The organism is Marinobacter salinexigens (assembly GCF_008370345.1).
GTDB lineage: Bacteria > Pseudomonadota > Gammaproteobacteria > Pseudomonadales > Oleiphilaceae > Marinobacter > Marinobacter salinexigens.
This window is the reverse complement of sequence record NZ_VTUU01000001.1, coordinates 150,114-162,991: the sequence shown is the minus strand read 5'-3', so window position 1 is coordinate 162,991 and position 12,878 is coordinate 150,114. Positions and strand designations below refer to the sequence as shown.

The window sequence follows — 12,878 nt, the reverse complement described above, 5'->3', positions numbered from 1 at the left end:
TTGACCGACTTAGCGTCCACACTTATAGTTACTTGCATTCACAACAACCGATGTTGGGCAAGTCATGGAACAGTCCGAAGTACAGGTATTAGCGGACAAGCTGGACAAGCTGATAGAGCACTGCCAAAAACTGGAGCGCGACAACGCCACCCTCCGGGAGCTACAGGACGACTGGAACCGGGAACGGGCCCAGCTCATGCACAAGAATGATCTTGCCAAAAACAAGATCGAAGCGATGATAGGCCGCCTTCGGGCACTGGAGCACCACTGATGTCACAGCACCCCACCACCGTTGAGGTGAAGATTCTCGACAAGGAATACCTGGTGGCCTGCCCGCAAGAGGAGCAGGCAGCTCTGATTCGCGCTGCCCAGCATCTGGACGGGAAAATGCGTGAAATCCGGTCCAGCGGCAAGGTGTTTGGCACCGAACGCATCGCGGTCATGGCCGCATTGAACATCACTCACGAATTGCTGGAACAGGACACCATGTCTGATGCCACCAGCACGCTGTTGAAGGCAATGAGTGGAAAACTCGACAGTGTACTGGGCGAAAAACCAGCAACCTGATCAGTTGTTGCGCGACACCTGAACAGTCTCTGAACAGTGCCATGCCAGAGACACGGATTTTCCGAGACAGGTGTTGCAATCGGCCCCGTGTCTGCCCCTATAATGGACTCAACTTCCTGGGCTGTTCGCGATGGTCGGATACGTCCTCGAGCCGATGCGCACTACCCAGGTGGCTACTTCAGGACATTGTGAGCAAGTCCCCGTCAGGGGAAAGCCTAATATGTCACAGCGGCCACCGACCTTGAACTTTGGGTTCAAGGGCCACATCCGATAACGGCAGCCCGGGAAGCTTTATTTTCAACGAGTTACCCTGAAAACAGTTACTTACGGTCTTTGTTCAATACCGAACTGGTACAAAAGACTGGTACAAAAAGTGACTGTTCTACGCCTCAAAGCTAGCCTCCACCGACGCCCTGAAAGCGTCAACCTTTTCTTCCGAAAAGCCATCCCAGTAGAGTTGCGTCCCTACTTCGGCAAACGCGAGATCAAATACAGCTTCCAGACTGCAGACCCGGTAACAGCACGAAGCCGTTATTACCAGATCAGCGCATGCGTTGAGCGACAAATTGCCAACGCGAGAGCGCAACTTTTTGGTACCGTGGAAATCACCGACCTCCAACTACAAAAGCTGGCGAACGAATGGTATTCCCTCGCGAGGTCCGGTGCCGATTCCGGTGATCCAATATCCCCACTCTCTCTTCACCAATTGCCGGGTGGACCAAGAACGTCTTCCTCATTTCTTAATTTAGATTCCTGCCCTCAAGCCAGCAGCCTGGAGAAGTTGGATAAAGCACTCGGTACAGATGCTCGATCCCTACTCCTACACCACGGCATTGCCCTCAACCACAAGAGCGCGAAATTTCATCAGCTGCTCATTTTATTGGCAGAGAAAGCACTCCTAATCGAGGGGCGCGACCCTGTCGAATCTCGCAGGCAAAGCACCATCGTCGAAAACACAGAAACACCGACACTAAAAGACATTTGGAATCGATTTGAAGCCCTCTACAGCGACTCAGCCAACCCCAAAGACCGAGGCAAGGTGGCAACCTATCGCAGCGACTTTTCCAAGCTCATACAGCACACAGGCGACATTAGGTTATCAATGCTAACTCGCGAGCATGCGTTATCGTTCCGCGACGCGCTCCGCGAACTTCCCGATACCACTATTCCAAACTTTGAGCAGCGTTCGGGTATAAAACCAAAAGAATTTCGCCAGCTGTCACTCGATCGACAGCGAGACATGGCAAGCGAAGAAAACCTTCCGGTCCGAACCGCTAGCGGAGTCACAGCCGCTCTGAAGCGGGTTGCCGCAGTAACGGGGTAGAACCCCTTCTTCTAGTTCGACCTTAAGCATTTGATATCACGTATACTTTGGGGTAGCCTCCGAATTGGCTTATGGGCAGATTTTGGATCGCGGATCGCGATCAGTGGAAAAAATGTCCCAGTACATTGCCCTTAAGATTGCGTCTCGTAATGCTGCAGTCTCCCCCAGGGTGCGTAGGAGTGCCCATAAGCCACTCTCTTTCCCCATCTTTGAGCAGGCTGAACTGTGAGCAAGCTTACAACCTTAAAATCAATAACCACGAAAAAAGAACTTGCAGATTTACTGGAAATAAAACGATCCAATTTGACTTATACACTATATGTTCTAAAGCCCAGCACTCAGTATTTTCAGTTCCAAATCCCCAAAAAAAACGGTGGCTTCAGAACAATCGATGCGCCAGCCAAAAGACTCAAAGATATACAGTCCAAGCTATCAGACCTTTTTTTAGACTGCATTGACGAAATAAACAAAGGCAAAGAGAAAAACCAGCACAACGAAAAGCATGGCATCCACACCTACCCAATGCTCTCCCATGGTTTCTCAAGAAAAAAGTCGATCATCACAAATGCCTTGATGCATATTAACAATAAAAATGTACTTAACTTAGACTTAGATGACTTTTTTGATAGCTTCAACTTTGGACGCGTCAGAGGATTCTTCATAAAAAATAGAAATTTTGAGCTTCACCCAGATATCGCTACAGTGATTGCTCAGATAGCATGCTATAACAATAAACTTCCGCAAGGCAGTCCATGCTCACCGGTTATAACAAATTTGATCACCCACTCGCTTGACATAAAGCTCGCGAGTTTGGCAAGAAAATACTCATGCACTTACTCAAGGTATGCAGACGACATCACTTTCTCTACAAGAGAAGAAGTTTTTCCGCGCCAGTTGATGGCTGAAGAAAAGGGGAAATACACTCCTGGAAAACGACTTAGACGAGAAATAGAAAGTTCGGGATTCACGATAAACTCAAAGAAAACCAGAATTCAATACAAAGACTCAAGACAAGATGTTACCGGCTTGATTGTTAACAAAAAGCCTAACATTAAAAAAGAGTACTGGCGTACTGCGAAGTCTCAATGCCATTCCCTTTTTAGAACCGGAACATTCTACAAACTTACAGACCAAGGCATGGCGATCGGAAACATCAATGAACTGGAAGGTCAGTTGAACTTCATTGATCAAGTTGACTTTTTCAATCGACTTCGCCAAAAACCACCACTAAACCCTCTTTACAAGTTAGAGAACCATAGAAAAAATACCAGCAATCTTCTAACCGGCAGAGAAAAAACTTTCAGCCGATTCTTATTTTATAGGTACTTCTATGGAAATAATAAGCCGACCATTTTGTGCGAAGGAAAAACGGACAATGTATACCTGAAAAGCGCGATTAATGTTCTTCAAGACCATTATCCCAGGTTAGCAAAAAGCAAATCTAAACACGGCGAATATAAACCTATAGTTCATTTCTTCAACTACTCGAAGAGAACGCGATTCTTGCTGGAAATATTTGGTGGCGCAGACTACTTAAAAGGATTTGTCGAAAACTACCAGAAAAACTATTCTTTCTATAAGGCTCCGAAGCCAAAAAACCCTGTCATACTGCTGCTCGATAATGACTCGGGGTCTAATGGAATAATAAACCTTATTAAAGGTCTTCGCACTACTACCATTCATCCAAGTACTACCAAGAAAAATGATATAAAAAATGCAGACTTTATTCATATAATGCACAATCTTTATCTTATCTTAACACCACTGAACGGATCATCTGATACGGCAATCGAAGACCTTTTTGACGCAACGACAAAGAGTATTAAGGTCGGCGGAAAATCCTTCAATCCAGGAAAGCCTGACACCTCCAAAGAATATGGTAAAGAAATCTTCGCGAACAGAGTTGTTAAAGAAAAGAAAAACTCAATCAATTTTGATGGTTTTAAACCTTTACTGAATCGAATTTCCGCAGTCATCGAACATTACTCTAAGCACACTTAGCTTGAAACTTACTCAGAAGCGCAGAGGGCGAAAGCGAAGCCTTCCCTGAAATCTTAGACCAACGTATCTCCTAAGAGGCGATTGAGAATAGCAGCTTACTCGTATTGAGTTCACGCCAACGGGCGGGTGTCGACCTCAAACACGAAATCCAAAACGAACGTAACCAATCTAAAGTAGCCCGAGAGCGATTCTAGTTTACATCATTCACAATAGTTGACAGACCGGAAGCTAGTTGACAGATTCTATTTTTTGCATCAAACTTCTGCCAGGTGATCATTGATGGAGTGGACCGGCATGCTGCAACCCTTCGAAATCAACGAAAAGCTGACCAATGAACGAATTGATACTGTTGGTCAGTTGCTTGTTGAAGCTCACAACGAAGTGATTGATAAAGAGGAAACATACGACAACGGCTGGAGCACTGGCTGCAGGTCTTATGCCTGGAGAAGCTCCAAAGTCAGCCAAGCCGTTGATAGTGGAGAGTTTCCTTGGCTTTCAATCATCGACGGCTCTTTGCGGTTCATTTTTTCAATAGGCGGTACCCCGGTGAGTATGTTTAGGGGCAATACCGACAAACCAAAGCAAAACATCCTATCCCGAGCCACCTCTTATCCTGAGCTTCGACAGTTTGGGCTTTTTACCGAACTCGAGGATATACCTAATCTGGTGTGGTCCTATGCCATGGAGACAGGTCCGGGCGGAGAAGTTTTATCTCTGCAATTTGTTGGATTAACAGACTTCGGAGAAGTGATAGCTCAGCGGGATGTTCCGGTGGACGAAATGCTCACACCGTTGAGCAGCATTTATGATGAAGAGTACAAACCAGTTTCCCTACCTGCTGCCTCCGTCTCGATTAGGCAAAATCCGAGACCGAAGACCGGAAATGAAGAAGAGACAGAGGAAAAGCGCATGGCAGGGAATGATGATTCGGGAAGGTAATGACTGATGAACACTCCTGAATTTTTCGGAGATAGCCTTAGAATTGCCCGGCTCACGTCGGGCATTTCTTTGCAGGAGCTTGGGGCACGCGTGGGAACGACGCGGCAGTATCTGAGCCAACTCGAAACAGCTGATAAAAAGCCATCAGCTGATCTTTTGGATGCCCTCAGTTTCGAGCTGGGCGTAACCCCCGGCTTCTTCAGTAGAGCGATAGGCAACACCGTCAAAGATGAGGAGTGTCACTTCAGGAAGCTGTCTTCCGTTCCGATGTATTCAGTTCGTGAATGTACCGCACGGATTACCTTGGTTCACAGAATCGTTGATGCACTTAGCCAACATCTTGAGCTGCCTCAAGTGAACTTCCCTGATTTTGGACCAATTGAAACTAGTCTGGATGCTGCAATTGCCGCGAAGAGGTGCAGAGAATACTGGGGACTTGGTAAAGGACCAATCGAGAGTGTCGCAAGGGTGATCGAACACGCAGGGGGCGTCATTACGTCTTTAGGTGATATCTCCGAGAAAGTCGATGCGTTATCTGTCCACCGTGAACGACCAATTATTGTGATCAATAGCAAAAAGAATTCACCGAGGTTGCGTTTCGACCTTGCTCACGAGCTTGGTCATATGGTGATGCACAAAGGCGTTGAATCGGGATGCAGAGACACAGAATCCCAGGCAGACCAGTTTGCAAGCTATTTCCTTCTCCCTCAGGAAGCTTTGCTAACCAGTTACCGGCCCAGCAGCCGCATTAGCTGGCAATCTATCAAACAGATCAAGGTCAAATGGGGCATCAGTATGAGGGCTACTGTCTTTCGACTTCGGCAAGCCAACTTGATCACGCCCAGCCAATACAGGACCGCTAATATTACGCTGAGCAAGAAAGGTTCACGGAACGAAGAGTTTGATGACTTAGTGATTCGCGAAAAGCCAGAATTACTAAGAAACTCTTTTGAGCTTCTTGGTGAAACATTTGGCTCAAGTTTTGGTGGAATTTTTGAACGACTGGGTATATCTCGCCAGATAATAGGCACGCTTACGGATACGAGCGATCTCTTGATGAATACCCAATGGGAGACGAACGACAATGTCGTCGCATTCCCGTCACAAGTCACTTGATGAACGCGCTGGAGACTGAGATGATGCACAACCTGCTGGTACAAAACCAGAAGCATGGCGACCGTAAGCCATTGTTTTCACGCCCTCCGTTCACCGAAAACCTGAACTTTGGGTTCAAGGGCCACATCCGATAACGGCAGCCCGGGAAGCTTTACCTTGACTCAGTTCATCCCCCCTCAACCGTTCGAACCTCATCCCGACAACCTGTCCCGCAGCCAGCTACGCCAACGTATTCGCCGGCTTCGCCGCTCTCTGAGCACGGAACAGCAACAGCGGGCATCCGAATCCCTCGCCCTGAACCTGTTAAACCACCCCGATATGCATCGGGCCAGGCATATTGCGATTTATCTTCCCAACGATGGCGAGATTGACCCACATCTGTATATGACCATGGCACGGCGTAAGGGCATCACCTTTTATTTGCCGGTACTACACCCTGTTCATGAAGGCCATCTTGTTTTCAGCCCCTATCATGATGGCATCAAGCTCTCGGCCAACCGCTTCGGCATTCCGGAACCGTCCTTCAGCAAAGGGCTGAAGCGCCCACCCTGGGCGTTGGATGCAGTGCTTTTTCCGCTGGTGGGTTTTGATGAGAAAGGAGGGAGATTGGGAATGGGTGGAGGTTTCTACGACCGAACGTTTGCTTTCAGCCGAATCAGACCCAGATTGGCACCCAAACTCATCGGCCTGGCCCATGATTTCCAGAAGGTGAATGAGTTACCGGTAGAACCTTGGGACGTGCCACTGCATGGGGTGGTCACAGACCGGCGGAGTTACCGGTTCAGAAGGTTATCCGAGGACTGAACAACGCCGACAGTGACGCTTTCCTGAGCCCGCGGCTTCTCTTCAGAGGCGTGGATGGAAGTAAACCCGGTGATTACAAGTCCGACAGCAAAAATCAGCACGATGGCCTTAATGATGTCAGGTTTAGCACCCATGGCTTTACAATCCTTCCTGTGTGATTGGCAATTTGTTTAGAAATCAGTCAGCTATTTCTGACTTCGAGAATTAGACCAAAGACTAACACGCATCTTCAATTTTACAATTTTTCACTGGTTAAAATTATGTAATAACCAGACATAACGGGAGAGCCCAAGTGGAGCGGCTTTCCAAAACTCGCTCCTTGCGGCACGTCCATGTGACGCTTGAGCTCCGCCATCCATGGCTCCGCACAGTTTTGGAAAGCCGCTCCACCCGGGCACCAGAGATTATCGGTTGTTTCCAGCCCCCAGGAACAACTGATAGGCCTCATTGTCGGTCATATTTTCATAGCGGAAGCCGACCTTGCTGAGCATCTTCTCGAAATCCGCCACCTCGTCATGTTCAACCTGGGCCCCCAGCAATACCCGGCTATAGGCCGCCCCGTGATTGCGGTAGTGGAACATTGAGATGTTCCAGCGGGTGCCAAGAGACATCAGAAACTTCAGCAAAGCCCCAGGGCGCTCGGGGAACTCGAACTGGAAGACCTTTTCGTTGGTGATGGCTGGCGCGTGGCCACCCACCATGTGGCGGATGTGCTGTTTGGCCAGGTCGCTGTCAGTAAGATCTACCACCGAGTACCCGTTTTCCCGGAGATCCTGCACCAACTCATCACGGCCATGCCCGCCAGCCTGGATCTGGATGCCAACGAAAATGGTGGCATCGGCGCTATCAGCATAGCGATAGTTGAACTCGGTGATACTGCGCTTGTGCAGGGCATTGATGAAGGTCTTGAATGCGCCAGGCTTTTCAGGGATGGTCACCGCCAGAATGGCTTCACGCTTTTCGCCGATTTCAGTGCGCTCAGAGATGTACCGTAAACGGTCAAAATTCATGTTGGCGCCGCTGAGCACGCCCGCCAGATTCTCGCCTTCGATCTGTTCACGCTCGATGTACTTCTTTATACCCGCGACAGCCAACGCACCTGCCGGCTCGGCAATGGAACGGGTATCTTCAAAAATGTCCTTGATTGCTGCACAGATTTCATCCGTGGAAACGGTAATCACCTCATCCACATTATCCTTGCAGACCTCCCAGGGCTCCTCGCCGATCTGCTTGACGGCTACACCGTCAGCAAAGATACCCACTTCGTCCAGAACCACACGCTTGCCGGCTTTCATCGCCGCCTGCAGGCAATTGGAGTCTTCCGGCTCAACACCGATCACTTTGATTTCCGGGCGCAGGTACTTGATATAGGCAGCCATACCAGCCACCAGTCCGCCACCGCCTACGGGAATGAATACCGCATGCAGCGGCTGGGAAAACTGCCACATCATTTCCATGGCAACCGTTCCCTGCCCTGCAATAACATCCGGATCATCGTAAGGCGGGATGTAGGTGTAGCCATGCTTGGCGATCAGTTCCTGCGCGTGGGCAGCAGCCTCGTCAAAGGCATCACCCTTGAGGACCACTTTCGCACCATGGGATCTGACGGACTTCACCTTGATATCAGGCGTGGTCTGGGGCATCACAATCACCGCCTTGATCCCCAGCTTTTTGGAGGCAAGTGCAACGCCCTGAGCGTGGTTACCGGCAGAAGCACAAATAACCCCTTTCGCCTTCTGCTCTTCAGAAAGCTGAGCAATCCGGTTGTACGCGCCACGAATCTTGAAGGAAAACACCGGCTGAAGGTCTTCACGCTTGAGCATAATATTGTTGTCAAAGCGCTTGGACAGACTACGGGCCTCGGTCAGGGGTGTTTCGATGGCTACGTCATAGACGCGGGCATCGAGAATCTTCTTGATATAGCGTTGCGGCATAGTGGTTCCGGTTGCTGGTGAGTTTTCGCGGGGAAAAGGCCACAGTGTAGAAAGTTTGCACGGTAGCCGTCTATAAGCAGACCGACGTAAGAGGCTATAATGCGCGAAATACTATCCAGATTTTCTGCCGGAGCCCGACAATGACCCAGGACGAACTCAAAAAAGCCGTCGCCAAAGCCGCCGTGGACTATATCGCCCCCCACTTGCAGAGCGACAGCATTGTCGGCGTTGGCACCGGAAGCACCGCCAACTTCTTCATTGATTACCTGGCGGAGTTGAAGAATGAGTTCGAGGGCGCCGTCGCCAGTTCCGAAGCGACGGCCGACCGCCTGAAAGGTCACGGCATCCCGGTCTACGATCTCAACAGCGTTGCCGAGATTGAGTTCTATGTGGATGGTGCCGACGAAAGTAACGAACGCCTGGAACTGATCAAGGGCGGCGGCGCAGCCTTGACGCGCGAGAAGATCGTAGCTGCTGTCGCCAAAACCTTTGTGTGCATTGCCGATGAATCCAAGATGGTCGGCGTGCTCGGCAACTTCCCGCTACCGGTCGAGGTGATCCCTATGGCCCGTAGCCATGTAGGTCGTGAAATCGTCAAACTTGGCGGCGACCCTGTTTACCGGGAAGGTGTGGTGACCGATAACGGCAACATCATTATTGACGTTCACAACATGGACATCTCACGTCCGATTCACATTGAGGAACAGCTCAACAACATTGTCGGCGTCGTGACCAACGGCCTGTTTGCCCGCCGCGCAGCAGACTTGCTACTGCTGGGCACCAAGGATGGCGTAAAGAGCATCCCCCGACAGGGCGCCTGACATCAGTCCGGTATCGAGCTCCTGAAAGCTGGCCCATCAGGCCAGCTTTTTTTATTGCCCGCAAAAACCAAAACCAAGCGCTTGCTTGGTACATGATTGTGAGCGACACTGCCTTACCAACAAAAACAGACAGGGAGGCTACCGTGTCCGACTATTTCAGCGACATCCACGAACAGGCGCGTATCAGCGCCCGCAAGTTTGTAACCACCCACATACTTCCACACATCGATGAATGGGAAGAATCCGGCGAGTTCCCCCGTGAGCTCTATCAGAAAGCAGGCGAAGCCGGGTTGCTGGGCATCGGGTTTCCGGAAGCATTGGGCGGCACCGGTGAGGGTGATGTTTTCCTGAAAGTGGCAGTATCGGAAGAGTTGATGCGCTCCACATCCGGAGGGCTGGTTGCCAGCCTCGGCTCTCTGGATATAGGACTACCTCCGGTCGCCAAATGGGCGCGCCCGGACATCCGCCAGCAGATCGTACCGCCCGTCCTGAGTGGAGAAAAAATCGCTGCTCTCGCGATCACTGAGCCCGGAGGTGGCTCTGATGTCGCCAATCTTAAAACACGTGCGGTGCGTGAGGGTGATCATTACATTGTCAACGGCAGCAAGACCTTCATAACCAGCGGCATCCGCGCAGATCACTACACCGTTGCTGTTCGTACCGGCGGTGAGGGACATAGCGGGATCAGCCTGCTGCTGATCGACCGGGATACGCCGGGTTTCTCGAGGGGCCGTAAACTCCGGAAAATGGGATGGTGGGCCAGTGATACGGCGGAGCTTTTCTTCGAGGATTGCCGGGTACCCGCAGACCGCCTGATCGGCGCCGAAAATGCCGGCTTCATTGCGATCATGAGCAACTTCCTGGCGGAGCGCCTGATGCTGTCCATCATGGCCTACATGACCGCTCAGCTTGCCTATGAGGCGGCCCTTGATTACTCCCGCCAGCGCCAGGCTTTCGGCCGTAACATTTCCGGTTTCCAGGTAACCCGCCACAAGCTGGTGGATATGGCGACTCGAATCGACATTGCCCGGGAATACACCTATCGCTGCGCGGCCCTGATGCAAGCCGGGAAGAATCCAGTCAAGGAAGTCGCGATGGCCAAGAACTTCGCCGTCGAGGTTTGCGAGGAGGTTACCCGGGAGGCTGTTCAGCTGTTCGGTGGTATGGGATACATGCGCGAATCCGTGGTGGAACGCCTGTACCGGGATGCCAAAATTTTCTCCATCGGCGGTGGCACAACGGAGATCATGAAGGAGTTGATTGCTAAGCAGCTCCGGATCTAGCCTTCCCTTGCCCCTCATTGCTCGGAGTTAGGGGCAGGTCACCCTGCTGTCCAAAACCCGCTCCTTGCGGCACATCCCTGTGGCGCTTGAGCTCCGCCATCCATGGCTCCGCACAGTTTTGGACAGCAGGGTGACCCGCCCCATCAAAGGCTGTGCAAGCCTTCCCTTAATCGCCATTCAATTTTCAGAGAGCAATTGCAGTATCTGGGCGTCGATCTGGTGAAGCCTTCCGAAAACGTGGAGCGCCAGGGATGGCGCGACCGAGCCCTACACGGACGTATTCACGGGCGCTTTTCGGAAGGCTTCACCAGATCGATGCTCGCACCATCACGGGCAGACCTACCAAGGTTTAGTTTCGAACTGCAGCGGACTTCCGTATAATTGCGCCCACTTTTTAACCGCAGTTAAACGTACCTTACGTACCAGGAAGGATCGCACATGCAATTCGACAACATCCCCGCAGGCAAGAACCCGCCTGAAGACATCTATGTAGCCATCGAAATCCCGGCCAACAGCTCTCCGGTCAAGTACGAACTGGACAAAGACATGGGCGCGCTGCTGGTAGACCGCTTCATGGCTACCCCGATGTTCTACCCGGCCAACTACGGTTTCATCCCGCACACCCTGGCCGACGACGGCGATCCGCTGGACGTGCTGGTTGTGACTCCGTACCCGGTTCAGGCTGGCTCCGTAATCCGCTGCCGTCCGGTTGGCGTTCTGAACATGGAAGACGAAGCTGGTGGAGACGCCAAGCTGGTTGCTGTTCCCCACGACAAGCTGACCACGACTTACCACGACGTGAAGGAAATCACTGATCTGCCGGAACTGCTGCGCAACCAGATCCAGCACTTCTTCGAGAACTACAAGACTCTCGAGCCGGGCAAGTGGGTCAAGGTTCAGGGCTGGGACAATGCAGCCGCAGCCAAGAAAGCCATCGAAGAGTCTATCGCAGCTTACAAAGGCTGATAGTACGGATTCCGAATGGCATAAAAAAACCGGGCCCAGCGCCCGGTTTTTTTATGCCTGAATTCAAGCATCAGCCACGGGATAACAGGTCTCGCATGTCACTGATTGCCGCATTGGCCCGGGAAAGGTAGGCCGCCATGGTCAGCGAGTGATTGGCCAGAACGCCAAACCCACTACCGTTGAGAATGATCGGACTCCACATTGGCTCCTGAGTGCCCTCCAGCTCGATGATGATCTGCTTCACACTGGCTGTTGCGTTCTTATCCTGCAGAACTTTGCGAAAATCCACCTCTATGGCGCGGAAAATATGGAGCAGAGCCCAGGCACTGCCCCGCGCTTCGTAAAATACGTCGTCTACCTTGGTCCAGGGCGTTTTTACATCAATCGCGCCGGTTTCTTCATCCAGCGGGTTGTCCTGATCAACGTTCGCCACGGCATCCGAGACCGACGCTTTACCCACACTCTCGCCCAGTGTCCGGGACAGGCTACCCAGGCGGGTTTCCAGATCCGCCAGCCAGTTCCCCAGGTTGTCGGCCCGGGCAAAGAATTGCGCGTTCGCCTGCTCCGGCGCCGAGAGCCGGTTCAGGTAGCGCTTGAGTGCCTCTATACCCCGGCGGTATTCAGCCTCGGTGGACGGAATCGCCCAGCTGTTGCTGTCAAAGTGGAACTGCGGCTCCGCAATGATCAGGTCCGGATCTTCCGCGGACTGGCTCTGGGAACGGCTGATGTCCTTACGCATGGCACGGGAAAGATCCCGCAGCTGAACCAGAACGCCATATTCCCAGTTCGGCATATTATCGAGCCAGAGTCCCGGAGGGAAAATGTCGTTGGTTATGTACCCACCCGGTTTATCCAGTAATGTTTCAGCTATGCGAATCATGGTCGTGGTGGTCGCGAACCCGGTGACCGGCTCACGCTGCATGCTGTTGGCCACCGAACGGGTGTGCTCCCTGACAGAGAACGTGTCCGGCTCACTACTCCAGTACATCCCCAGAACAGTCGCTACCAGCAGGTAGATCACCAGTACGACAAGCACGAATTTGAAGATGACTCCGCTACCGCCCGCGTAATCTTCCACGTCGTCCTTACGATCCCTGAAATACTGTCTGATTCTGCCTGGCAT

Annotated in this window: 13 protein-coding genes and 1 other RNA gene; 11 read left to right on the top strand and 3 right to left on the bottom strand. The window is 51.6% G+C overall.

Going from position 1 to position 12,878, the window contains the following annotated elements; genetic code table 11:
* Window positions 1-64 precede the first annotated feature (64 nt).
* The 8 genes from FWJ25_RS00775 to FWJ25_RS00740 all read left to right on the top strand — a co-directional run bounded on the left by FWJ25_RS00775 (window position 65) and on the right by FWJ25_RS00740 (window position 6,751).
* Entirely contained in the window at window positions 65-271 is a 207-nt protein-coding gene (locus tag FWJ25_RS00775; protein ID WP_149598343.1) for a TIGR02449 family protein, read from the top strand.
* Window positions 271-567, top strand: a complete 297-nt coding sequence (locus tag FWJ25_RS00770) for a cell division protein ZapA (protein WP_149598342.1) — start codon at window positions 271-273, stop codon at window positions 565-567. The genes FWJ25_RS00775 and FWJ25_RS00770 overlap by 1 nt, the downstream gene beginning before the upstream one ends.
* 110 nt (window positions 568-677) lie before the next feature.
* Window positions 678-859, top strand: a non-coding RNA gene (gene ssrS / locus FWJ25_RS00765) — 6S RNA.
* Window positions 860-940: 81 nt separating this feature from the next.
* A complete protein-coding gene (locus tag FWJ25_RS00760) occupies window positions 941-1,891 on the top strand; it encodes a DUF6538 domain-containing protein (RefSeq protein WP_149598341.1) in 951 nt (316 codons plus the stop codon).
* A 225-nt stretch (window positions 1,892-2,116) separates the two neighbouring features.
* Window positions 2,117-3,892, top strand: coding sequence for a retron Ec67 family RNA-directed DNA polymerase/endonuclease (locus tag FWJ25_RS00755; protein WP_149598340.1), 1,776 nt, complete (start codon window positions 2,117-2,119; stop codon window positions 3,890-3,892).
* A gap of 279 nt (window positions 3,893-4,171) precedes the next feature.
* Complete coding sequence (locus FWJ25_RS00750; protein ID WP_149598339.1) at window positions 4,172-4,831, top strand: hypothetical protein; 660 nt, start codon at window positions 4,172-4,174, stop codon at window positions 4,829-4,831.
* 6 nt (window positions 4,832-4,837) lie between these two features.
* Window positions 4,838-5,947, top strand: a complete 1,110-nt coding sequence (locus tag FWJ25_RS00745) for a helix-turn-helix domain-containing protein (RefSeq protein ID WP_149598338.1) — start codon at window positions 4,838-4,840, stop codon at window positions 5,945-5,947.
* A 156-nt stretch (window positions 5,948-6,103) separates the two neighbouring features.
* Window positions 6,104-6,751: a 5-formyltetrahydrofolate cyclo-ligase gene (locus FWJ25_RS00740; protein WP_149598337.1), complete on the top strand. Its 648-nt coding sequence runs from the start codon at window positions 6,104-6,106 to the stop codon at window positions 6,749-6,751.
* Here FWJ25_RS00740 and FWJ25_RS19570 read toward each other — a convergent pair.
* Both FWJ25_RS19570 and ilvA read right to left on the bottom strand, forming a co-directional pair.
* Window positions 6,721-6,885 carry a hypothetical protein gene (locus FWJ25_RS19570; protein ID WP_188093537.1) on the bottom strand — a complete coding sequence of 55 codons (165 nt, stop codon included), beginning with the start codon at window positions 6,883-6,885 and terminating at the stop codon, window positions 6,721-6,723. The two genes, FWJ25_RS00740 and FWJ25_RS19570, sit on opposite strands and share 31 nt — an antisense overlap.
* 270 nt (window positions 6,886-7,155) lie before the next feature.
* Window positions 7,156-8,685 carry a threonine ammonia-lyase, biosynthetic gene (gene ilvA, locus FWJ25_RS00735; protein ID WP_149598336.1) on the bottom strand — a complete coding sequence of 510 codons (1,530 nt, stop codon included), beginning with the start codon at window positions 8,683-8,685 and terminating at the stop codon, window positions 7,156-7,158.
* Window positions 8,686-8,825: 140 nt separating this feature from the next.
* Here ilvA and rpiA point away from each other — a divergent pair, with 140 nt between their 5' ends.
* From rpiA to ppa, 3 genes are all read left to right on the top strand, one after another.
* The gene (gene rpiA / locus FWJ25_RS00730; RefSeq protein WP_149598335.1) at window positions 8,826-9,506 is read left to right on the top strand and encodes a ribose-5-phosphate isomerase RpiA; all 681 of its coding nucleotides are present in this window, start codon (window positions 8,826-8,828) and stop codon (window positions 9,504-9,506) included.
* Between the two features lie 143 nt (window positions 9,507-9,649).
* Complete coding sequence (locus FWJ25_RS00725; protein ID WP_149598334.1) at window positions 9,650-10,789, top strand: acyl-CoA dehydrogenase family protein; 1,140 nt, start codon at window positions 9,650-9,652, stop codon at window positions 10,787-10,789.
* Window positions 10,790-11,227: 438 nt separating this feature from the next.
* A complete protein-coding gene (gene ppa, locus FWJ25_RS00720; protein WP_149598333.1) occupies window positions 11,228-11,755 on the top strand; it encodes an inorganic diphosphatase in 528 nt (175 codons plus the stop codon).
* Window positions 11,756-11,825: 70 nt separating this feature from the next.
* Here the strand turns inward: ppa and FWJ25_RS00715 are convergent, their stop codons facing one another.
* Window positions 11,826-12,878 carry a DUF2333 family protein gene (locus tag FWJ25_RS00715; RefSeq protein WP_149598332.1) on the bottom strand — a complete coding sequence of 351 codons (1,053 nt, stop codon included), beginning with the start codon at window positions 12,876-12,878 and terminating at the stop codon, window positions 11,826-11,828.

Excerpts from the sequence above, each read along its gene's own strand:
- FWJ25_RS00770 (WP_149598342.1), top strand. The coding sequence starts at position 271 with ATGTCACAGCACCCCACCACCGTTGAGGTGAAGATTCTCGACAAGGAA.
- FWJ25_RS00775 (WP_149598343.1), top strand. The coding sequence starts at position 65 with ATGGAACAGTCCGAAGTACAGGTATTAGCGGACAAGCTGGACAAGCTG.
- FWJ25_RS00715 (WP_149598332.1), bottom strand. The coding sequence starts at position 12,878 with ATGCCAGGCAGAATCAGACAGTATTTCAGGGATCGTAAGGACGACGTG.
- FWJ25_RS00745 (WP_149598338.1), top strand. The coding sequence starts at position 4,838 with ATGAACACTCCTGAATTTTTCGGAGATAGCCTTAGAATTGCCCGGCTC.
- ppa (WP_149598333.1), top strand. The coding sequence starts at position 11,228 with ATGCAATTCGACAACATCCCCGCAGGCAAGAACCCGCCTGAAGACATC.
- rpiA (WP_149598335.1), top strand. The coding sequence starts at position 8,826 with ATGACCCAGGACGAACTCAAAAAAGCCGTCGCCAAAGCCGCCGTGGAC.
- FWJ25_RS19570 (WP_188093537.1), bottom strand. The coding sequence starts at position 6,885 with ATGGGTGCTAAACCTGACATCATTAAGGCCATCGTGCTGATTTTTGCT.
- FWJ25_RS00750 (WP_149598339.1), top strand. The coding sequence starts at position 4,172 with ATGGAGTGGACCGGCATGCTGCAACCCTTCGAAATCAACGAAAAGCTG.
- ilvA (WP_149598336.1), bottom strand. The coding sequence starts at position 8,685 with ATGCCGCAACGCTATATCAAGAAGATTCTCGATGCCCGCGTCTATGAC.